19 protein-coding genes are annotated in these 19,748 nt (G+C 73.9%); 9 read left to right on the top strand and 10 right to left on the bottom strand.

Translation table 11 applies throughout. The annotated features are described in order from the left end of the window. From ACIGQF_RS00765 to ACIGQF_RS00755, 3 genes are all read left to right on the top strand, one after another. Positions 1 to 1,032: a beta-ketoacyl-ACP synthase III gene (locus ACIGQF_RS00765; protein WP_399703607.1), complete on the top strand. Its 1,032-nt coding sequence runs from the start codon at positions 1 to 3 to the stop codon at positions 1,030 to 1,032. 72 nt (positions 1,033 to 1,104) lie between these two features. After that, on the top strand, positions 1,105 to 1,335 hold the full coding sequence (locus ACIGQF_RS00760) for an acyl carrier protein (protein WP_399703605.1): 231 nt from the start codon (positions 1,105 to 1,107) through the stop codon (positions 1,333 to 1,335). Continuing rightward, positions 1,335 to 2,555 carry a beta-ketoacyl-[acyl-carrier-protein] synthase family protein gene (locus tag ACIGQF_RS00755; protein WP_399703603.1) on the top strand — a complete coding sequence of 407 codons (1,221 nt, stop codon included), beginning with the start codon at positions 1,335 to 1,337 and terminating at the stop codon, positions 2,553 to 2,555. The genes ACIGQF_RS00760 and ACIGQF_RS00755 overlap by 1 nt, the downstream gene beginning before the upstream one ends. Positions 2,556 to 2,590: 35 nt before the next feature. Here the strand turns inward: ACIGQF_RS00755 and ACIGQF_RS00750 are convergent, their stop codons facing one another. Further along, positions 2,591 to 3,385, bottom strand: a complete 795-nt coding sequence (locus ACIGQF_RS00750; RefSeq protein WP_399703601.1) for a BTAD domain-containing putative transcriptional regulator — start codon at positions 3,383 to 3,385, stop codon at positions 2,591 to 2,593. Positions 3,386 to 3,624: 239 nt separating this feature from the next. Here ACIGQF_RS00750 and ACIGQF_RS00745 point away from each other — a divergent pair, with 239 nt between their 5' ends. Both ACIGQF_RS00745 and ACIGQF_RS00740 read left to right on the top strand, forming a co-directional pair. Further along, on the top strand, positions 3,625 to 4,266 hold the full coding sequence (locus ACIGQF_RS00745; protein ID WP_399703598.1) for a maleylpyruvate isomerase family mycothiol-dependent enzyme: 642 nt from the start codon (positions 3,625 to 3,627) through the stop codon (positions 4,264 to 4,266). Positions 4,267 to 4,364: 98 nt separating this feature from the next. Continuing rightward, positions 4,365 to 4,787: a PaaI family thioesterase gene (locus tag ACIGQF_RS00740; protein ID WP_399703595.1), complete on the top strand. Its 423-nt coding sequence runs from the start codon at positions 4,365 to 4,367 to the stop codon at positions 4,785 to 4,787. 50 nt (positions 4,788 to 4,837) lie between these two features. On the opposite strand, the gene ACIGQF_RS00735 is transcribed toward ACIGQF_RS00740, so the two are convergent. Both ACIGQF_RS00735 and ACIGQF_RS00730 read right to left on the bottom strand, forming a co-directional pair. Then, positions 4,838 to 5,764, bottom strand: a complete 927-nt coding sequence (locus ACIGQF_RS00735; RefSeq protein WP_399703592.1) for a fumarylacetoacetate hydrolase family protein — start codon at positions 5,762 to 5,764, stop codon at positions 4,838 to 4,840. Continuing rightward, complete coding sequence (locus ACIGQF_RS00730; protein ID WP_399703590.1) at positions 5,739 to 7,070, bottom strand: MFS transporter; 1,332 nt, start codon at positions 7,068 to 7,070, stop codon at positions 5,739 to 5,741. Before ACIGQF_RS00730 ends, ACIGQF_RS00735 begins: the two co-directional genes overlap by 26 nt. A gap of 184 nt (positions 7,071 to 7,254) precedes the next feature. Here ACIGQF_RS00730 and ACIGQF_RS00725 point away from each other — a divergent pair, with 184 nt between their 5' ends. Next, positions 7,255 to 8,574 (top strand): enolase C-terminal domain-like protein, encoded by a 1,320-nt coding sequence (locus ACIGQF_RS00725; protein WP_399703588.1) that lies wholly within the window; start codon positions 7,255 to 7,257, stop codon positions 8,572 to 8,574. Positions 8,575 to 8,579: 5 nt separating this feature from the next. After that, a complete protein-coding gene (locus tag ACIGQF_RS00720) occupies positions 8,580 to 9,335 on the top strand; it encodes a FadR/GntR family transcriptional regulator (RefSeq protein ID WP_399703585.1) in 756 nt (251 codons plus the stop codon). A gap of 51 nt (positions 9,336 to 9,386) precedes the next feature. On the opposite strand, the gene ACIGQF_RS00715 is transcribed toward ACIGQF_RS00720, so the two are convergent. After that, a complete protein-coding gene (locus tag ACIGQF_RS00715) occupies positions 9,387 to 9,605 on the bottom strand; it encodes a hypothetical protein (RefSeq protein ID WP_399703583.1) in 219 nt (72 codons plus the stop codon). A 179-nt stretch (positions 9,606 to 9,784) separates the two neighbouring features. On the opposite strand from ACIGQF_RS00715, the gene ACIGQF_RS00710 reads away from it, so the two are divergent. After that, the gene (locus tag ACIGQF_RS00710; protein ID WP_399703580.1) at positions 9,785 to 10,732 is read left to right on the top strand and encodes a hypothetical protein; all 948 of its coding nucleotides are present in this window, start codon (positions 9,785 to 9,787) and stop codon (positions 10,730 to 10,732) included. 234 nt (positions 10,733 to 10,966) lie between these two features. Next, the gene (locus ACIGQF_RS00705; protein ID WP_399703578.1) at positions 10,967 to 11,572 is read left to right on the top strand and encodes a response regulator transcription factor; all 606 of its coding nucleotides are present in this window, start codon (positions 10,967 to 10,969) and stop codon (positions 11,570 to 11,572) included. On the opposite strand, the gene ACIGQF_RS00700 is transcribed toward ACIGQF_RS00705, so the two are convergent. From ACIGQF_RS00700 to ACIGQF_RS00675, 6 genes are all read right to left on the bottom strand, one after another. After that, entirely contained in the window at positions 11,502 to 13,292 is a 1,791-nt protein-coding gene (locus tag ACIGQF_RS00700; RefSeq protein ID WP_399703575.1) for an ATP-binding cassette domain-containing protein, read from the bottom strand. The genes ACIGQF_RS00705 and ACIGQF_RS00700 overlap by 71 nt on opposite strands. Next, positions 13,289 to 15,064, bottom strand: a complete 1,776-nt coding sequence (locus ACIGQF_RS00695; RefSeq protein WP_399703572.1) for an ABC transporter ATP-binding protein — start codon at positions 15,062 to 15,064, stop codon at positions 13,289 to 13,291. The genes ACIGQF_RS00700 and ACIGQF_RS00695 overlap by 4 nt, the downstream gene beginning before the upstream one ends. A gap of 66 nt (positions 15,065 to 15,130) precedes the next feature. Further along, entirely contained in the window at positions 15,131 to 15,250 is a 120-nt protein-coding gene (locus ACIGQF_RS00690) for a SapB/AmfS family lanthipeptide (RefSeq protein WP_399703570.1), read from the bottom strand. Then, on the bottom strand, positions 15,247 to 17,892 hold the full coding sequence (lanKC, locus tag ACIGQF_RS00685; protein ID WP_399703567.1) for a class III lanthionine synthetase LanKC: 2,646 nt from the start codon (positions 17,890 to 17,892) through the stop codon (positions 15,247 to 15,249). Before lanKC ends, ACIGQF_RS00690 begins: the two co-directional genes overlap by 4 nt. A 226-nt stretch (positions 17,893 to 18,118) precedes the next feature. Continuing rightward, a complete protein-coding gene (locus tag ACIGQF_RS00680; RefSeq protein WP_399704739.1) occupies positions 18,119 to 19,138 on the bottom strand; it encodes a DUF6114 domain-containing protein in 1,020 nt (339 codons plus the stop codon). Continuing rightward, positions 19,135 to 19,644, bottom strand: a complete 510-nt coding sequence (locus ACIGQF_RS00675; protein ID WP_399704737.1) for a DUF6230 family protein — start codon at positions 19,642 to 19,644, stop codon at positions 19,135 to 19,137. The genes ACIGQF_RS00680 and ACIGQF_RS00675 overlap by 4 nt, the downstream gene beginning before the upstream one ends. Positions 19,645 to 19,748: the final 104 nt, after the last annotated feature.

The following is a 19,748-nucleotide window of genomic DNA, read 5'->3' as shown; positions in this document are numbered from 1 at the left end:
GTGAACGGTGACCAGCTGTCCCGGGCCGGCGTGCCCGCGGCGGTCGTGGCCGGGCTGGGCGGCCACCTGCCGCCCGACGTGGTGACCAACGACGACCTCAGCGCGCGCCTGGACACGACGGACGAGTGGATCCGCTCCCGTACCGGCATCGTCCGGCGCCGGGTCGCCCCGCGCGGCACGGCCACCTCCGACCTGGCGGTGGCGGCCGGCCGGCGGGCCCTGCGCTCCGCGGGCTCGCCCACGGTGGACGCGGTACTGGTGGCCACCATGACGCCGGATCACCCGTCGCCGGCCACCGCGCCGGAGGTCGCCACCCGGCTGGGTCTAGGAGACGTCGCGGCGTTCGACATCGGTGCGATGTGCGCCGGTTTTCTCTACGGGCTGGGCGTCGCCTCCGGACTGATCGCCGGGCGCGTCGCCGAGCGCGTTCTGCTCATCGGCGCCGAGGTGCTCACCAGCGTCGTCGACCCGGCGGACCGCTCGCTCGCGGCGCTCTTCGCCGACGGTGCGGGCGCCGTGGTGCTGCGCGCGGGCGCCCCCGAGGAGCCGGGTGCGGTCGGCCCGGTCGTCCTCGGCAGCGACGGGGCACGCGGCGAACTGCTGAAGATCGCCGGCGGCGGCTCGCGGGAGCGGCAGAGCGGCCGTACCCGCGCACCGGGCGGGGAGTACCTGCGCATGCGCGGCCGGGAGGTCTTCCGGCAGGCGGTGGAGCGGATGTCGGACGCCTCGCGAGCCGCGCTGGAAGCCGCGGGCTGGAAGAGCGGCGACGTCGACCGGCTCGCAGCCCACCAGGCCAACGCCCGCATCCTGGCCGCGCTCGGCGCCGAACTCGACATCCCCGCAGAGCGGCAGCTCAGCAACATCGCCGACACCGGCAACACCGCCGCCGCCTCCGTCCCCCTGCTGCTCGCCGACAGCGCACGCGACGGCGAACTCCGGCCCGGCCACCGCCTCCTGCTGACCGCCTTCGGCGGCGGCCTCACCTGGGGCGCCACCACCCTGGTGTGGCCGGACGTGACGCCCTGCCACTGATCGCGGCGCAGCGCCCGCCGGGGCTTCCGGCGCGTACGACTTGCCGCCGCCCACGACTTCCGAGGAGCGACCGTGTTCGAGCAGCTGAAGGAGATTCTTGCCGGCAAGCTCCAGGTGCCGGCCGACCTGATCACCATGGAGGCCACGCCCGAGGCCATCGAGCTGGACTCCCTGGCCGTCGTCGAGCTCTCCCTCGTCCTGGACAAGGAACTCGGCATCAAGATCAGTGACGACACCCTCGCCGAGGCCGGCACCGTCGGCGACATCGTCCGCCTCATGGAGGAACAGGGGGCGGCCCTCTGATGCCCGGTACGGAGGCGGCCGTCACCGGCATCGGGCTGGTCACTCCGGCGGGCATCGGTACCGCACCGAACTGGGAGACGATCTGCGCGCCCAAGCCCGCCGCCGCCCTGGACCCCGAGCTCGACGGCGTACCGGTACGGCTGTCCTGCCGGGTACCGGACTTCGTCCCGGCCGCGCTCCTCGGGGCGCGCCGGGCCCACCGGCTGGACCGCTGCGCGCAGTTCGCGCTGGTGGCCGCGCGCGAGGCGCTCGCCGACGCCGGCCTGGACCCGGCCGGCCGGGACGGCGCCCGGGTCGGCGTGGTGCTCGGCTGCGGAGTGGGCGGGGCGGCCACCCTGGAGCGCGAGCACCAGGTGCTGCGAGAGGAGGGAGCCCAATGGGTCTCACCCCTGCTGCTGGCGATGCATCCGGCCGGCATGCTGGCGGGCCAGGTGGCGATCGAGTGCGGCGCCCGCGGCCCCAACCTCGTGGTGAGCACGGCCTGTACCTCGGGCACCGCCGCGATCGGTGTGGCCAGGGACCTGCTGGCGCTCGGCCGCTGTGACGTCGTGCTGGCCGGCGGGGCCGAGGCCCCCGTCACCCCGTTGACCGTCGCCGGCTTCGCCCAGATGGGTGCCTTGTCGCGGCGCCACGACGACCCGTCGGGCGCGTCCCGTCCCTTCGATGCGGACCGGGACGGCTTCGTGACGGGGGAGGGGGCCGCACTGCTGGTGCTGGAGCGCCCCGAGCACGCGCGGGCCCGCGGGGCACGCGTCCGCGCCCGCATCGTCGGTCACGGTGGTACCGCCGACGCGCACCACATCACGGCCCCGCACCCCGAAGGCCGGGGCATCGAGGCCGCGATGCGGGCGGCGCTCGCCGACGCCGACGCGTCCCCGGACGCGGTGGCGCACGTCAACGCCCACGGCACGGCCACCCCGCTCAACGACCTCACCGAGGCCCGCGTGGTGCGCCGGGTGCTCCCGGACGGCCCGCTGGTGACCTCCACCAAGGGCGTCACCGGCCATCTGATCGGCGCTGCCGGTGCGGTGGAGGCCGCGTACACCGTCCTCACCGTGGAACACGGCCTGGTGCCGCCGACCGCCAACCTCGACCGGCCGGACCCGGCCGTCGACCTCGACCTCGCCACCGCCCCCACCCACCGCCGCGTCGGCCTCGCCCTCACCCACTCCATCGGCTTCGGCGGCCAGAACGCGGTCCTCGCGGTGGCCGCCGCCTAGCGGGGCGGCCCGGAGCGCCGGCCGGGCCGCCTTCCCTACAGAGCCGGGATGTCGTCCTGACGGAGGATGGCCCGTTCCAGGGCACGCAGCTCCCGCCCCGGTTCCAGGCCCAGCTCCGCCACGAGGTGGTGACGGGCCCGCTGGTACGAGGCCAGCGCTTCGGCCTGTCGGCCCGACCGGTACAGCGCCGTCATCAGATAGCCGCTCAGCCGCTCGTTCAGCGGGTGCTCGCCCACCAGGCCGGTCAGTTCGTGCACCAGTGCCCGGTGCCGGCCCAGCCGCAGCTCCAGTTCGATGCGTTTCTCGGCCGCCGCGATCCGCTCCTCGTCCAGCTGCGCGGCCGCCCTGCTCGCCGCGGCACCCCGCAGTCCGGACAGCGCGGGCCCGCGCCACAGGCCGAGCGCGGCACGGTACAGCTCGGCGGCCTGCTCCCCATGGCCCCGGGCCGCTGCCAGATCGGCGGCCGCCACCTTCTCACGGAACACGGCCACGTCCAGGTCGCCGGGCTCGGTGTGCAGTACGTAGCCGTACGCCCGGGTCTCGATCCGGCGGCCGTCCCGTGCCGTGTCGGCCAGCTTGTGGCGTAGCTGGGAGATGCAGATGTGGATCTGGCTGCGCGCGGTGGCCGGCGGCCGTTCCTCCCAGACCGCTTCGATCAGCCCGGCCACCGGTACGACGCGCCCGGCACTCACCAGCAGGGTGGCGAGGATCAGCTTCTGCCGTGCCGCACGCAGTGGCAGCGGGCATGGTCCGTGGCCCGCCTCCAGGGGCCCGAGAAGGCGGAAGAACGGCGGATCGGCGCGTCGGGGACGGGGATCGGAAGGGTGCATGGTCCTTCTCCGTGGCGAGAGAGCATGGGGGTGCCGTGCTTCCGGACCGTGCGCACACTAGATGCTTCGCCAATTCCCGCTCAAGCCGGGAGAATCGGTACAGGGGAACATGAGCCAACCACGGTACCGAGGTTGCCTCCGAGGTGGGCCGGCGATGTCAGCGTGCTGTCAGCCACCGGTCAACGGCAGCCCGCATCATGGCCTACGACCGCCGGAGGACAACGGAAGCGAGGACGACGGTGTCCCTGCCCGCAGAGGACGACCTGCGCCGGGAGCGCGCCCGCTTCCTCGACACGATCGAAAGCCTCACCGACGCGGAGTTCGAAGGCGCGAGGACGCTGTGTGCCGGCTGGGCGCCGCGCGACATCCTCGCCCATGTGATGGGCACGGACCGGCTCGCCGACTACCTCGCCGGCGGATTGCGGATCGACCGGGTCAACTCCGCACAGGTACGCAAAGGCCGGGGATCGAGCCGCGCGCAGCTGACGGCGGCCGGGCGCCGCTGGGCCCGGCACCCCTCCCTCTTCGGCCGCTGTGCCGCCGCCTTCCTCCTCGGTGACATCGCCGTCCACCACCAGGACGTCCTGCGCGGGCTCGGCCGCGGCCGCCGGCTGCCGCGCGCCGTGGAGCGCGCCGTCTACCAGGAAGGCGTACTCCTCAGCCTCGAACACAACCGGCGGCTGACGCGGTACCGCGTGGTGCCCACCACCGCGGGCGTGCCCGCGCTGGGACGCGGCCCGGAGGTACGGGGCACGGCCGAAGCGCTCGGCCTGTGGCTCGGCGGACGGGACGTGGTGGCCGGAGAGCTGCAATTCGCCGGCACGCGAGGCAGGCTCAGCGACGGACAAGACCGTTCCGGACCGGCGACCGCTACGATCTGACCGTCCCGTGCCCCTTCGTCGACCGACCGCCGGCCGTCCGACACGGACGACCCGCCCGGTGACGAAGCCCTGGAACCTGGAGTCTGGAGCCCGCCGCCATGACCACCCGGCCCGCGTACACCACGGACCAGCTGCTGGAGTCCATGCCGCTCGCTGTCACTTTGGGCGTCCGCATCGACTCGGCCGAACCCGACGCCGTAGCAGGGCACCTGGCCCACTCGGCCGCGCTGACGACGCTCGGCGGTGCCCTCCACGGCGGCGCGCTGATGACCCTGGCCGACTCCGTCGGTGCGGTCTGCGCCTTCCTCAACCTGCCGCCGGACGCCACCACCACGACGCTGGAGTCCAAGACCAACTTCCTGCGCGCCGTGCGCGAGGGCACGGTCCGGGCGACGGCGCGCCCGCTGCACACCGGCCGGACCAGCATCGTCGTGGAGACCGACCTGCACGACGACCGCGGCCGGCACATCGCCCGGACCACCCAGACGCAGGCGGTGCTCCCGGCCCGACCGACGGCCTGACCCGGGAGCCGCGCTGCCCGGTACGCCGTGCTGTCCCGTACGGGTCCGGCTCAGACGCGGCGGTGCGTCAGCCGGACCCACGGGTCGTCGAGGGCTTCGGTCAGCCAGTCCAGCGGGTCCCGGCCGGTGCGGACCGGATTGACCAGCCGGCCCACGCCGTCGACGGCGATGTCCACCAGGTCGCCGGCGCGCAGGGTGAAGTCCAGCTCCGGCACGATGCCCGTGCCGGTGGAGAGCACCGCGCCGTCGGGGAACGGCTGGCCGTGGAAGAGATGGCGTACGAGGTCCTGCGGATCGCGGTGGAAGGCGGCGGTGGAGGTGGTGGCCTCGTAGGCGGCGCCGCCGTCCCGGGACACGGTCATCGTGATCTTCAGGGCCGACGGGTCGCCGATCTCCCAGGCCGGCACGATGCCCGACGAGAGCGCCGTACTTCCGGCATAGACCTTGGCCTGGGGGAGGTACAGCGGGTTCTCGCCCTCGATGGAGCGGGAGCTGACGTCGTCGGCGACCAGGTAACCCACCGTCTCGGCATGCCGGTTGAGGACGAGCGCCAGCTCCGGCTCGGGAACGTTGAGCGCCGAGTCGTCCCGTACCGCGATCGGCTCGCCGTCGGTCACCACGCGCCACGGCACGGACTTGAAGAACAGCTCGGGGCGCTCGGCGTCGTAGATCCGCTCGTACACCGACTGCTCGGTGCTCTCCGCGATCCGTGCCTCCCGCGACCGCTCGTACGTCACACCGGCCGCCCACACCTCCGTCAGCCCGTCGACCGGCGGCAGCAGAAGGACCTCCGTCTCGGTGGCGTCCGGCTCGCGCGCCGCCGTCTCCTCGGCCAGCGCCCGCAGTTCGGCGACGGTGCGGCGCAGCAGCCGGGCGATCTGCGGCGTACCGGGGAAGACGCGGATCGCGCCGCCGTCGTCAGCGAGTCCGGTGCGGACCACGCCAGTGGTGTCAGCGAAGCGCACGATGCGGGTCATCGGTGATCTCCTCCTTCTCGGTCTGCGGGTGCGTGGTGGGGGAGGCGCGGAGGCCCGCCCAGCGGAAGCCGGTGACGACCGCTGCGCCGGCCGCGACGATCAGGGTGATGGCGTAGAGGCCGTTGGTGCCGGAGCCGGTGGCCGACTCGGTGACGCCCATGACGTACGGGCCGAGGAAGCCGCCGAGGTTGCCGAAGCCGGAGATCAGCGCGATCGTGCCGGCCATCTGCACGCCGGTGAGAATCGTCGGCGGCACGGTCCAGAACACCGGCTGGGCGCCGAGGAAGCCGAACGCGGCCACGCACAGGGCCAGTACCGCGGGGACCGGCGGCAGCAGCGCCCCGCCCACGAGGCCCGCCGCGGTGAGCAGCAGGGCGAGGCGGAGCGGGCCGCGCCGGTTGCCGCTGCGGTCCGAGAGCCAGGGCAGGACCAGCACGCCCAGCAGCGCGAACACCCAGGGCAGGGCCGAGACGAAGCCGATGCCGACGTCGTCCAGGCCGTTGATCCGGCCGACCAGCGCGGGCAGCCAGAAGGTGACCCCGTAGACGCCGATCTGGATCGCGAAGTACACGAACATCAGGCGCAGTACGCGGCTGTCGCCGACGATCTCGCGGATCCGGCGGGGCGGACGCGCGTCCTCGGCCGGGCGGTCCGCCTCGATCCGCGCGGTCAGCAGCGTCTTCTCCTCGTCGGTCAGCCAGCGTGCGTCCTCGGGACGGTCGGTGAGCAGCCACGGCACGGCGAGCGCCAGCAGTACCGTCGGCGCGCCCTCCAGCAGGAACATCCACTGCCAGCCGTCCAGTCCGCCCAGGCCGTGCAGCCCGATGAGGTAACCGCCCACCGGATTGCCGATGATGCTGGAGACGGCCACGGCGGACTGGAACATGCCGGTCGCCTTCCCGCGGTCGGCCGCGGGGAACCAGTACGTGAGGTAGAGGATCACGCCGGGGAAGAAGCCGGCCTCGGCGGCGCCGAGCAGGAAGCGCAGCACGTAGAAGCCGGTCGGGCTGCTGGTCAGTGCCATCGCGCAGGAGAGCAGCCCCCAGACGAACATCAGCACGGCGAGCCAGCGGCGGGCGCCCCAGCGGTGCAGCACCAGGTTCGAGGGCACCCCGAGGAGGGCGTAGCCGACGAAGAAGACGCCGGCGCCGAAGCCGTACGCGGCCGCGTCGATCCCGGCGTCGGTGGCCAGGTGGGTCTTGACGAGTGCGACGTTCGTGCGGTCGAGGAAGCTGAGCACGAACATCAGGAAGAGGGGTGGGAGCAGGCGCCTGGCCACTTTCCGGCGCACGGTGTCCGCGTTCATCTGACCTCCTGCGGGAGACATCTGACCGCTGGACCGTACGAGCCGTGTGCTTGTCCGGCAATACTCCGCGCACCGGCAATTTTTCTCGTCGGAATCTCTGGTCGACGATGCAGACATCTGACATGTTGGTCGCGCTGCGCCGCAGCGCCCCTCACCCGACGCACCCGTACAGGAGTGAGCGCCGATGACCGCCCGTATCGTCGACGTCGAGACGATCGATGTCCGTTTCCCCACCTCGCGGCAGCTCGACGGCTCGGACGCCATGAACGAGGCCCCCGACTACTCGGCCGCGTACGTCGTCCTGAAGACCGAGGGGGCCGATGTCCCCGACGGCCACGGCTTCACCTTCACCATCGGCCGCGGCAACGACCTCGCCGTCCACGCCGCTCGCGCGATCGGCGAGCGGGCCGTCGGCCTGACGGTCGAGGAGATCACCGGCGACCTCGGCGGCTTCTCCCGCCACCTGCTCGGCGACAGCCAACTGCGCTGGCTCGGCCCCGACAAGGGCGCCATCCACCTCGGCACCGCCGCCGTCGTCAACGCCGGCTGGGACCTGGCGGCGAAGCAGGCCGGCAAGCCCGTCTGGAAGCTGCTCGCCGACATGACGCCCCGGCAGATCGTCGACCTGGTGGACTGGCGGTACCTCAAGGACGCGCTCACCCCCGAGGACGCGCTGGCCATGCTGGAGGAGAAGGCCGCCGGGCGGACCGAACGCGAGGCCTACGTACGCGAACACGGCTACCCCGCCTACACCACCAGCGCCGGCTGGCTCGGTTACGACGACGCCAAGCTCGCCCGGCTCTGCCAGGAAGCCGTCGACGCGGGCTGGGACTCCGTCAAGCTCAAGGTCGGCGCCGACCTCCAGGACGACATCCGGCGCTGCCGCATCGCCCGCGACATCATCGGGCCCGGCCGCCGCCTGATGATCGACGCCAACCAGACCCTCGGCGTCGACGAGGCGATCGCCTGGGCCAAGGCCCTCGCCGAGTTCGACATCTGGTGGTTCGAGGAGCCCACCAGCCCCGACGACGTCCTCGGCCACGCCGCCATCGCCCGGCAGATCGGCCCCACCCACGTCGCCACCGGCGAACACGCCCACAACGCCGTGATGTTCAAGCAGTTCCTCCAGGCCGACGCCATCGGCATCTGCCAGATCGACGCCTGCCGGCTCGGCGGCGTCAACGAGGCCGTCGCGGCTCTCCTGCTCGCCGCGGCGCACGGCGTACCGGTCTGCCCGCACGCCGGCGGCGTCGGCCTGTGCGAACTGGTCCAGCACCTCTCCGTCTTCGACTACATCGCGGTCAGCGGCTCCATGGAGAACCGCGTCATCGAGTACGTCGACCACCTCCACGAGCACTTCCACGACCCGGTACGCGTCCGCGGCTCGCGCTACCTCGTCCCCGAAGCGCCCGGCTACAGCGCCCGCATCCGCCGCGAGACGCTGGACGCCCACCGCTACCCGGACGGCCCGGTCTGGAACGGCGGCGGCCGGGTGGCATCCTGACGTCCATGCCCACCAAGAAAGAGCGGCCGGGCCGCGCCGACGGGGCCGGCAGCGTCGTCGACGAGGCCATCGGCCGGCTGCGCAAGCGCATCGAGAGCGGCGAGTTCGCGCCCGGCCACCGCCTCCCCCCGGAGGCGGTGCTCGCCACCGAGCTGGAGCTGTCCCGCCCCTCGCTCCGCGAGGCGGTCCGGGCGCTCGCCATGGCGGGGGTGCTGGACGTACGGCGCGGGGACGGCACCTTCGTCACCGACCTGCATCCGGAGCGGCTGCTCAGCGCGCTCGGCAGCTTCCTGGACCTGGCCCAGGACACCGGGCTGGAAGAGATGCTGGAGTGCCGCAAGGTCCTGGAGCCCGGCGCCACCGCGCTGGCCGCCACCCGCATCGACGACGCCGCGCTGGACGGGCTGCTGGAACGCATCGAACGGATGCGGACCCTGCAGGACCCGGAGGAACTGGTCCGCGAGGACCTCGCCTTCCACGCGGACATCGTCGCCGCGACCGGCAACCGCACGCTGACGTCGCTGGTCTCCTCCGTCACCCAGCGCACCGCCAGGGCCCGCATCTGGCGTGCCCTGGTCAAGTCGGACGTCCTCTCCTGGACCCATCAGCAGCACATGGACATCTACGCCGCGCTGCGCTCCCGCGACAGCCTGGCCGCCTTCACCGCGGCCGGCCGCCACGTGGGCGACGTGGAACGGTGGGTCCGCGCACGCCTGGACCCGCTCCGGGGAAGCACGGAGCGGGCCGGGGAGGGACTCTGACGGACGTACCGGCCTCCGGCAGGCACGCGGAGGCCGGTACGCGCGCCGCTCTCACTCGCTCCGCGGCCAGTAGTCCAGGTCGCCGCCCCGCCACTCGATGAGCGCGGGATCGGCCAGCGGGATCTCCTCGGCATCGGACACCCCGGCCCGGCGCAGGAACTCCGCGACGTCCCCGCGGCCGTGGGCGAGCCCCACGATCTGGCCGTGAATGGTCACCCGCCGCCCACCGGCGGCGGGCGGATACACGATCACCGGTGGATGTGTGGTCATACCCCCAGGCTGTCCCCCCGCTGCCCGCCGCGCATCCCGAAGCCCCGAATCCGCTCGTGACGATGGCGTCGGGCGGATTCCGGTACGTGCTCCGGACGGCGTCACGCGCGGTCGAGACCGGACCGGCGGGCGGCTACCATCGGCGCATTCGTGGCTGTCGCCGGGAGGAAGAGGAAGAGATGGGCCTGTTCCGCCGCGGACCGAAGAGGGATCCGCGCGACACCCCGCGCGACGCGGAGTTCGGATTCTTCTCCGACCGGGAGGGCGGAATCTTCCGCGGCCAGGTGCGGACGGCCTTCGCCGAGCAGGGCCTGGAAGTGACCGTGTACGCCGGGATGGTCGCCGATTCCTCCGGCCGGCAGTTCGGCCTGGGCAACCTCGCCGCCGTCTGCCACCGCGACCGGCGCGGCGAGCGCGCCTGGCCCGCACTCGTCCGGGACCACGTCGGCAAGGTCCTCCGTACGATGGACGGCCCCCAGCCGCTGGAGACGCTGTCCGAGGACGAGATCCGGGCCCGGCTCTACCCGCGCGTCGTCGCCGAGGACTCCCTGCCCGCTTCCGACTCCTTCCGGTACGCCCGGCCGCTCGCCGCCGGCCTGCGCGAGGTGCTCGCGCTCGACCTCCCCGAAGCCGTGCAGATGCTCGGCGAGGACTCGCTGCTGGACATCGGGGACCTCGCCGAGCTGCGCATCCGCGCGCTGAACAACCTGCGGGCGCTGCCCGTCGAGGGGCACGAGACGGTCCGCCGGGGCGACGGCTCGAACTTCGAAGTGGTGCTCGGCGACTCCTTCTTCACCGCCAGCCGGGTGCTGGTCCTCGACGAGCTGGCGGAGCGGCTGACCGGGGCGCCGCTGACGCCGGACGGCGCGCTGGTGGCGCTGCCCTTCCGGCATCAGCTGGCCTTCCACCGGATCCACGACGCCCAGGTCATCCCGGCGCTCCAGGCGATGGCGCAGTTCGCTGCGGCCGGGCACGAGGACTCGGCGGGCGCGATCACCCCGAATGTGTTCTGGTGGCGGCGGGGCACGATGACCCGGCTGAGTGAACCGGACGGGGACGGGCTGCGGGTGATCGTCGACGAGGATTTCCAGACCATGCTGGACCGCCTGGTCCAGGACGAGGCGTAGCAGTCCGCGACCGGCTACCGGCCCGGGGCCGCGGGCATTGGTGAGGCCCCGCACACGGGGGATGATGCGGGGCCTCACTCTCTACAACGGGCGGGCCCGCCAAGAGGTTCCGCGGTTCCCGAATTTTTCGCGAATAAATCCATGGGGCGCCCGGCAGGGCGGGCAGATCCGGGCAGACCCGGAGATAATTTCCCGGGGAGATGCGGGGAACAGGTCCGATCCCAGGGAGCGACAGTGATCCGGGTTCTTCTCGTCGAGGAAAACGGGCTCATGCGCGGAGCGCTCGCCGCACTCCTGACCCGCGAAGCGGACATCGAGGTCGTCGCGCAGGCCGAGGGAGACGGCCAGGTCCTCGCGCGGGCCCTGACCTACCGCCCCGACGTGGTCGTCATCGACGCCGACGGCCGGCAGGACGAGGTGCTCGCCGCCGCCGGCGCACTGTGCGAGCGGCTCCCCGAATGCCGGACGCTGCTGGTCGCAGGAACGCCGACGCTGGAGCGGCTGCGCAGCGTACTGGCCCTGCGGCCGCCGGGTCTCGTCTGCAAGGACGCGCCCTCGGACCGGCTCGTCGAGGGCATCCGCAAGGTGGTGGGCGGCCACCGCTACATCGACCCGGAGCTGGCGCTGCTGGTGCTCGACGCGGCGCAGGACCCGCTGACGCCGCGGGAGCGGGAGGTCCTGCGGCTCGCCGCGGCGGGCACCCCCGGGCGGGAGATCGCGGACCTGCTGTCGCTGTCCGTGGGCACGATCCGCAACCACCTCTCGGCGATCACTCGCAAGGTCGGGGCGCGGAACCGGATCGATGCGATCCGGATCGCCCGTGAGTCGGGCTGGCTCTGAGCCCCGGGACCCCGCCGTCCCCGTCCTCCCAGTGCCCCACCAGGTCCCGGTAGAGCGCTGACCCCGCCATCAGCTCCTCGTGCGTGCCGAGCGCGGCCCGCGCCCCGTCCAGCACCATCACCCGGTCGGCCCGCAGCGCCGAACTGATCCGGTGCGCGCACACGATCAGCGTCCCCGGGCGGCGGGCGAACGCCTCCTCCGCGCGCGCCTCGGCGGCCGGATCGAGATGGCAGGTCGCCTCGTCCAGCAGGACCAGCTCCGCCGGCGGCAGATAGGAGCGCACGAGGGCCACCAGCTGGCGTTCCCCGGCCGACAGCCGCTGCCCGTCCACGGCCGCTTCGTAACCGCCCAGCCGGCCCACCAGCGGCCGCGCCCCGACCTCGTCCACCGCCTCGTCCACCGTCGCCACCGCAACGTCCGGCGCCAGGTAGGTGAGGTTCTCCCACAGCGTCCCCGCGAACACGTACGCCTCCTGCGGGATCAGCACCCGGTGCCGGGCCGTGGCCCCGTCCAGGGAAGCGACCGGTGCGCCGCCCAGCCGGACACCGCCGGACCGGGGCGTGAGCACCCCCGCCACCAGCGCGGTGAACGTCGACTTCCCCGCCCCGCTCGGCCCCACGACGGCCAGATGCTCGCCCGGCCGCAGCGTGAGAGCGAGCCCGTCGATCACCGGTTCGGCGGATCGCGCGTAGCCGAATGTGACGCCGCGCAGCTCCACCCCCGCGTCCCTCGGGCGTCCGGGCTCCCGGGACGCGGCAGTAGCCCGCTGCCCCTCTGCCACCTCCGCGATCCGGCCGAGCGTCACCAGCAGCCACAGCCCGCTGTCGCCGACCCCCGAGACGAGCTCCTGCAACGACGGCTGAAGCCCCTGCGACACGTACGTCACCGCACCCAGCACCGCACCCGCCGTCACCCCCCGCTGCACCAGCCAGGGCGCGCCGGCCAGGACGAGGACGAGCGGCAGCCAGCCGCCGACCGCCAGCGAAGCGGTCCGCACCGCCGTCATCCGGGCCAGCGCCCGGGTGGCCCGCGCCGAGGCGTCGATGTGCCGCCCCGCGTGCTCCCGTACGACGTCCTCGGCGCCGCACGCCACCACGTCCCGCAGCCCGCCGGTCACCTCGCTCGCGGTCCCGGCGACGCGCTCGTCGGCCAGCGCCACGTCCCGCTGGCGCGCGGCCATCGCCCGCAGCGCCCCCGCGAACAGCCCGAGCCCCACGAGGAGCGGCGGCAGCACGAACAGCAGGAGGGCGGGGTCCAGGGTGGCCAGGCCCAGCAGCGCCCCCACCGACGAGGCGGCGAACCCCTGCACGAACATCACCACCGCCGCGTACGCCTCACGGGCGATCTCCACCTGCTCGGTCAGGCGTGCCACGCCGCCGGTGTCGGCCGGCCGGTCGGCACGCCGCGCCGACCGGTGCAGCGTGCCGGAAGCGACCATCGTGACCAGCTCGTCCCGGAGCGGCTCGACGACCGCCGCGAGCCCGAGCGTCGCATGCCGCGTCGCCCACGCGCCGACCCCGGCCGCCACCGCCAGCACCCCCAGCCAGGCGAAGCCCGTTCCGGCCCGGCCGGCGAGGAAGCCGTCGTCCACCGCGCGGGCGACCACCCACCCCGAGAGGAACGCCGGCACGGCCTGGATCAGCGACCACCCGGCGAGCCGCAGGAATTCCCGGCGCCGACGGCGCAGCGAGGACCGCAGCAGCCCGGCCGCGCCCGTCACGCCGCGCCCCCGGCCTGCTTGGCGCCGTCCTGTGCGGCCGCCCCCGGTGCGGGGCACGCGCCGGGCGGGTCCGGCCGGAACACCGCCCGGTACTCAGGCCGCGACCACAGCTCACGGTGCGTGCCCTGCCCCCGTACGCCGCCGCCGTCCAGCCACACCACCCGGTCGGCGCGGGCCGCGGTGGACGCGCGGTGGGTCACGACGAGCCGGGTGCGTCCCGCCAGGGCGCCGGTGAGGACCTGGCTGACGTGGTGCTCGGTCACGGTGTCCAGGCTGGCGGCCACATCGTCCAGCACCAGCACCCGCCCGGCCTGCACGAATGCCCGGGCCAGCCCGACGCGCTGCGCCTCGCCGCCGGAGAGCGGCGCGTCCGCCGGACAGGTCCGGTACCCCTGGGGCAGCCGGCGGATGAAGGCGTCGGCCCGCGCCGCCGCGGCCTGCCGGACCACCTCCTCGGCACCGGCGGGCCGCGGACCCATGCCGATGGCGTCGGCGAACGTCTCGCCGAGCAGCACCGGACGCTCGAAGCCGTACGCCACGGCGCCGCGCAGCGCGGGCCTGCCGAGGCGCCGCAGCGGCACGCCGTCCAGCAGCACCTCGCCCTCGTCCGGGTCGGCGAGCCGCCCGGCCAGCGCCGCCAGCAGGGACTTCCCGGACCCGGACCGGCCCACGACCGCGACCAGGGCTCCGCCGGGGACGGTCAGCCACACGTCCTCCAGGACGGTGCCGCCGGGGCCGCGCCCGTCGCCGCCCGGCCCCCGCACGGTGACGCCACGGAACTCCAGCGTCCCGGGCCCGTCGGGGAGGCTGGTACCGCCGTACGTCACCGGAGGCTCGGCGAGCACCTCGGCGACCCGGCCCGCGGTGGCGCGGGCCATCGCCAGCCGGCTCGCCGACGACACCAGCGCGCTGATCCCGGTGGCCAGCACCACGTACTCGCCCGCCGCGAGCACCTGGCCCGGCGTGATGCGGCCGCGGGTCAGCTCCAGGCCGGCAACCGCGAGCACGGCGACCTCCAGCAGCGGGATGACCAGGGCCTCCCGCGCCGAGACCCGCGCGAGGGCCCGCCACATCCCGGAGCCGTGCCGGCGCAGCTCCGGCAGCGGGCCGAGGACCCGGCCCACTTCGCGGTCCACGGTCCCGGCCGCGGTGATCGTGCGGATCCCGGTCAGGGCGTCGACGAGCCGGGCGGCCACCCGGCCCTGGGCGGCGTAGTAGCGCTCGTTGATGTCGGAGGCGTCGCGCACGAACGTCCGCACCAGGGACAGCACGATCGGCAGCCCCACGAGGAAGGTGAGGCACAGCCAGGGGTCGATGAGGGCCAGCGCGACGACCGCGCCGACCGGCGGCACCAGGTCCATCACGGCCCACACCAGCGTCGACGCGACCTGCCCGGTCCGCGCGGAGTTGCCCACCAGCCGGCTGACCAGGTCCCCGGCCGTGAAGCGGCGGGTGGCGCTGGCGCCCAGGTCCAGGATGTGCCGGAGGAGGGTGTGCCGGAGCCAGGCGGTGGCACGCGCCTCGGCCAGCTTGCCCACGAGGTCGTCCAGCAGGTCGCACACCATGAGGACGGCGATCGCCGCGATGCTGAGAGTGAGCCAGCCGGCGGCGTGGCCGCCGGCGAGCACGGCGTCGACGGTGCGGCCCATGAGGGCGGGCAGCACGGTGTACACACCTGCGAGCAGCAGGGAGGTGGCCAGCATGGCGGGCACCCAGGGCCCGCCCCGCCGCGCTGCCGCCAGCAGCAGGCGGTCCGCGGCGTGTCGGTCCATGGCCCACTCCCGGTACGGATACACGAAGGGGCGGGGACGTGTCGCACGTCCTCGCCCCTACGGCCTTCAGCAGAGCAGCAGGCTCAGCCGGCTGGTGCCGCCGCAGTACTTGCTGGCACCGCTCCTTCTCGGCTTGCCGCCGTAGTGAGCGGTGGTTTCCATGCGTTGCAGGTCAAGAACGGTCATGACGTTTCACCTCCGTACTTCTCCATGGGGACGGGGACGGAATGGTTCGGGGGCCCGGCGTGCCGGGCGGGCGGCGGCGCGAGGAACGGCAGCCGCACGGGGGAGTCGTGGAGGGCGGCACCGAGCGCCAGCAGCACTCCGGCGCTGCCGGTGGCCAGGTCCAGGGAGAGGCGCAGCAGCTCCTCGCCGGGGAAGGCGAGCCGGCCTTCGTGGACCACGGCGTACCGGGCCAGTCGGCGGATCTGTTCCGCAACGGCCGGGTCCCGCTGGGCCGCGGTGCCGGCGGGGTACGCGCGGCTGAGGTGCAGGATCATCCCCGCCAGGCCGTCGAAGAGGCCCGGTTCGACGTAGAAGCGCCCCTCGGCGGCGCGGCGGATCGCCGCGGCGGCCGCCGTGAAGCCCTCGTTCTCCCGGTGTGCCAGGTAGTCGTCCAGGGCGAGGCCGATGCCGACGCTGCCGTCCGCGAGGTACGGCATCGTCCGCCAGCCCTCGTCGACCTCCATGACGCCGTCGTCGTCCCGGAGGAGACAGCGGCGCAGGTCCTGCCGGAGCGCCGTCGCGGCGAGGTCGAGGAATTCGGGGTCGCCGGTGTGCTCGTACCACCGGAGGAACAGCAGCGCGGGGCCGGACGAGCCGCGCAGCAGGCCGGCGTACGGGTTTCCGCCGCCGCTCACCTCCGGCACGGCGTCGGCCGGGCCCAGCCGGGCGGCCACGGCGTCCACCGCCTCGCGGGCCGCGTCCTGGAGGGCCGGTTCGCCGGTGGCCGTGGCGAAGTGGAGGAGGTTCAGGCCGATGCCGGACAGTCCGCCGTGGAGGTCCAGGCCGAGCCGCTGCCAGTGCTCGCCCGCCAGCTGGTCGAGGATCTTCAGCGCCTCGTGCCGGTGCCCGAGGTGGTCGAGGACGTACGCGACGCCGTGCAGCCCGTCATAGAAGCCGAGCAGGGTGCCCGGCTGCGGGCGCAGGGCGCGCCGGATCAGCCACTCCTCGTGCCCCGGGTGGCGCCCGGCGCCCGTCACGTCCAGCGCGTACAGCACCCCGGCCGCGCCGTACGCCACGCCCAGGCCGCCGCCCGGCGAGGCGAACTGCTCGATGTCGCCGGGGAAGAGCCGGTCGTCGCGCCCGGGCGTGGCCGCCGCGAGGACGGCACCGGCCAGGGAGTCTCGGGCCTCGGCCCAGCCGGCGCGGTCCGGCCGCAGCCGCGGTTCGGCCGCCGTTCCGCCGGCCGTTCCGCCGGCGCCGGTGAGGAGGCGTACCGCGGCGTCGAAGTACCCGTCGGGCAGCGGGAAGGTGCGGGCCGCCTCCCGGGCGAACTGCCCCGCCTTCCCCGGCGCGAGGGTGAGCAGGCCGGTCAGCGGCAGGAAGAGGAAGAGCTGCAGGCAGGCCAGGGCGTAGTCGTCGACGGCGGTGCCGCGCATGCTCCGCGGCGCCGTGAAGCCCTGGGCACCGAGGGCCTGCCGCCGCCCCTCGGCCTCGTCCGCCGCTCCTTCGAGGTCGATGAGGACCACGCTGCCGTCGGGGCGGACGATGACGTTCGACGGCTGCAGGTCGCCGAGGACGACCCCGCGTGCGTGGACCTCGCGGACGGCCCGCGCCACGCGGTCGTACACGTCGAGGGCCCAGGCGGTGTAGTCGGCTGTGGCGGCCTCGTCCGGGCGCGCGAGGGTGAGCGGGTACCGGTCGACGAACAGGTCGTTGAGCTCGGTCCCCTCGATGAACTCCTCGACCAGGAAGTGGTGCCCGCCCTGCTCGAAGTGGTCGTGCAGCGCGGGAACGCAGTCCAGTCCCCGCAGCCGCGCCAGCATCTCCCGCTCGCGCCGCTGCCGGGCGACCGCGTCCCGGCCGTCCGGCGTCAGCCCCGCGTACGGCCGGGCCTCCTTGAGCACCACACGCTCATCGGTACGCACGTCCCTACCTGCGTAGATGCCGCCGCCGTTGGAGAAGTGCAGCGCGCTTTCGAACCGGTAGGGCAGATCGGCGAGGGCGGCGCCGTCGCCGCGCCGCGCGAGGTGCGGGGCGAGGAAGTCCGGCAGCTCCACCCAGTCGGGGACCTGGAAGGACGGCCCGCGGACGTCCGGCACCAGCCGCCCTTCGCCGTCCGTCACCGCCGGTTCGACCTCGCCGTCGGCGGAGACGCAGTACCGCTCGGCGAAGGCTCCGTACCGGACGTAGAGCGGGCCGTCGCCCCAGCGCAGGTCGCTGAGGATGTACGGGCCGGCCCGGCCGTCGAGCAGCCGGCCCAGCTCGGTGAGCACGCGCGCCAGCTCCGCCTCGTCCGCCGGGTAGATTGTCACGAACTTGCCGCTCGAACCGCGGTGCGCGTACTTGGCGTTGGCGAGCAGCAGGGTGTCCCGGTCGGGCAGGAACTTGAAGGCGATCCGGCGCGGTACGCAGTACCCCCAGACCGTGGTGAGGATGTCCGCCGCGTTGTCCGGGCACGCCGACACGTGGATCTTCCAGCCTTGCGCGGGGAGCGTGCCGCCGCCGGGGCGGAAGGCGATCCAGTCGTCCACCTCCGCGCGGCGCCAGCCGTCCGGCGCGGGCCCCAGGGCCTGCGGGAAGGCGGTTTCCCCGCCCTCGGCGCGGGCCGGTGCGTCGTAGAAATGGGGATCCATGAGGCAGTAGACCTCGTACCGTTTGTCCACTGAACCCTCCGGTCCCGGAGCGTCGGCCCCTGAAGCGTTCGCCGCGCGCGTGGCACCGGAGACGATCCGTCCCGCGGATCTCGCTGCGGTACCACCTATCTGTGACCATCCCAGAGTTGCCCGGCGCGCAACAGCACCGTCCGTCACGTGCTGACCGGGAAAGACGCACGGCCCACCCGTGACAAACGCACGGTGGGCCGGGGGCGGGCGAGGGTGCGGTGTCGCGTCAGCCGACCGGTGGCACCGGGGCGTCGGCGCGCAGCCGCAGGCCGTCGGCGATGATCACGTCCGAGGTGACCAGTGCCTGCTCCGCCGAGACGTCCGTCAGGTACACGAAGGGCGGTACGAGCGGAGGCACGGGCAGCCGGTCGGGCGTGAAGGTCAGGCAGAGCACGCCTTCCACGCAGCCGCTGAACTTGGTGAGGTAGAGCGTCACGTCCCCGCTGAGCTGCAGCTCCTTCGCGCCCAGCCCCAGCTCCTCGCTGCCGTCACGGGTGAACAGCCGGTAGTCGGAGAGCGAGGCGGCCTTCATCCTCAGCACCATCGCCCGCACCGGGCCGCGAGCGGTGGGCACGTCCTCGACCCCTGCCACCGTGAAGCCCTTCGGCGCGAAACGGCTGGTGGTGACGGTGGGGACGGTGGCGGGCGCGGGGACGCCCGGTCCGGCGGCGCGCGCCTCGGTGGCGGGCGCGCCGAGCGTGACGAGCAGGGCCAGCGGGAGCGCCACGGCGAGCGCGGTGCGCGGACCCGTACGGCCCGGCGGGCGAGCGGCGTCCTCCTCCGCAACGCCTTCCTTCGCCACGCCTTCGTCCGCCGCGGGATCCGGTTCCGCGGGCAGTGGTGTCCAGCCGAAGCCCATCGCCGCGCCGGCGATGCCCAGCCCCATGCCGACCAGGAAGCCGCCGAGGTTGGTGGCCGCGAAGGAAATCACGGACAGGATCAGCGCGTTGACGCTCACGTAGTGCCGCGCGCCGGGGGTGCACCACAGGAACAGCCCGGCCACGATCAGCGCCAGCCCGATGCCGAGCGCGGCGAGTCCGCCGATCCCCAGGCTGATCAGCACGCCGAGCGGGGAGAGCGGCACGAGCAGCAGTTCGGCGCCGCCGAGGATCAGCAGCAGCCCGGCCCAGAACGGCCGGGTCCGCCGCCACCTGCCGAACCGTGTCCGTGCCTCGGGCCATGGCAGGCGCGCGTCCCACCGGGCCCGGAGAGCCGTCAGCCGGGCCGACGGGCGCGGGCGCCTCAGAAGCACTTCTTGCCGCCCAGGCTGACGCCCAGCTTCAGCCCCTTGAGGCGGAAGTTCCCGCCGGTGGCCGACCAGGCGTGCGACTTCACGCCCGCGACCTCGATGTCCCCGGCCTGTAGCCCGAACTTGCCCTTCGGCCCGCGGATGCCCGGTACCTCGTCGAGCGTCGAGGCGTCCCGGCCGATCTGCGCGGTGCCGAACCGCGCGTCGCCGACGAGGTCCTCGCCGTCGATGACGAGGCTGTCCGCGGTGACGGGGCCCGCGGCGCCGCCCGCGGTGAGCTTGAAGACCACCTGCCCCACCGGCGTTTCCACCTGCGCCGACTGGCAGATGTCGGAGAGCGAGGCCTTGCCGATGCCGAGCAGCGCGACGGGGTGGCCGGTGCCGTCGGCGGCGCGGTCGGTGTGTACGTACGAGGACAACCCGTCGCTGGTCAACTTGCCGGAAGCGACCTGGAAGTGGGTGCCGGAGACGGCGAAGGACGCGGCCAGTACGCCCTGCGCCATCACGGTCGCCAGCGCCCCGACGGCCAGTACGGCGGGGACGGCCACGGCCGCGCTCTTCTTCCAGGACGTGCGGCCTTCCGGTACGGCCCGCTGATCACTGCCCA

The organism is Streptomyces sp. NPDC053560 (assembly GCF_044544605.1).
Taxonomy (GTDB): domain Bacteria; phylum Actinomycetota; class Actinomycetes; order Streptomycetales; family Streptomycetaceae; genus Streptomyces.
Note: the sequence above shows the minus strand (reverse complement) of the source record. Positions and strands in the feature narration are given on the sequence as shown.

What these genes read in the sequence shown, in the direction of transcription:
- ACIGQF_RS00740 (WP_399703595.1), top strand. Translation starts at nt 4,365, where the DNA reads ATGACCACCCGGCCCGCGTACACCACGGACCAGCTGCTGGAGTCCATG.
- ACIGQF_RS00755 (WP_399703603.1), top strand. Translation starts at nt 1,335, where the DNA reads ATGCCCGGTACGGAGGCGGCCGTCACCGGCATCGGGCTGGTCACTCCG.
- ACIGQF_RS00750 (WP_399703601.1), bottom strand. Translation starts at nt 3,385, where the DNA reads ATGCACCCTTCCGATCCCCGTCCCCGACGCGCCGATCCGCCGTTCTTC.
- ACIGQF_RS00725 (WP_399703588.1), top strand. Translation starts at nt 7,255, where the DNA reads ATGACCGCCCGTATCGTCGACGTCGAGACGATCGATGTCCGTTTCCCC.
- ACIGQF_RS00735 (WP_399703592.1), bottom strand. Translation starts at nt 5,764, where the DNA reads ATGACCCGCATCGTGCGCTTCGCTGACACCACTGGCGTGGTCCGCACC.
- ACIGQF_RS00690 (WP_399703570.1), bottom strand. Translation starts at nt 15,250, where the DNA reads ATGACCGTTCTTGACCTGCAACGCATGGAAACCACCGCTCACTACGGC.
- ACIGQF_RS00710 (WP_399703580.1), top strand. Translation starts at nt 9,785, where the DNA reads ATGGGCCTGTTCCGCCGCGGACCGAAGAGGGATCCGCGCGACACCCCG.
- ACIGQF_RS00730 (WP_399703590.1), bottom strand. Translation starts at nt 7,070, where the DNA reads ATGAACGCGGACACCGTGCGCCGGAAAGTGGCCAGGCGCCTGCTCCCA.
- ACIGQF_RS00720 (WP_399703585.1), top strand. Translation starts at nt 8,580, where the DNA reads ATGCCCACCAAGAAAGAGCGGCCGGGCCGCGCCGACGGGGCCGGCAGC.
- ACIGQF_RS00695 (WP_399703572.1), bottom strand. Translation starts at nt 15,064, where the DNA reads ATGGACCGACACGCCGCGGACCGCCTGCTGCTGGCGGCAGCGCGGCGG.
- ACIGQF_RS00675 (WP_399704737.1), bottom strand. Translation starts at nt 19,644, where the DNA reads ATGGCGCAGGGCGTACTGGCCGCGTCCTTCGCCGTCTCCGGCACCCAC.
- ACIGQF_RS00715 (WP_399703583.1), bottom strand. Translation starts at nt 9,605, where the DNA reads ATGACCACACATCCACCGGTGATCGTGTATCCGCCCGCCGCCGGTGGG.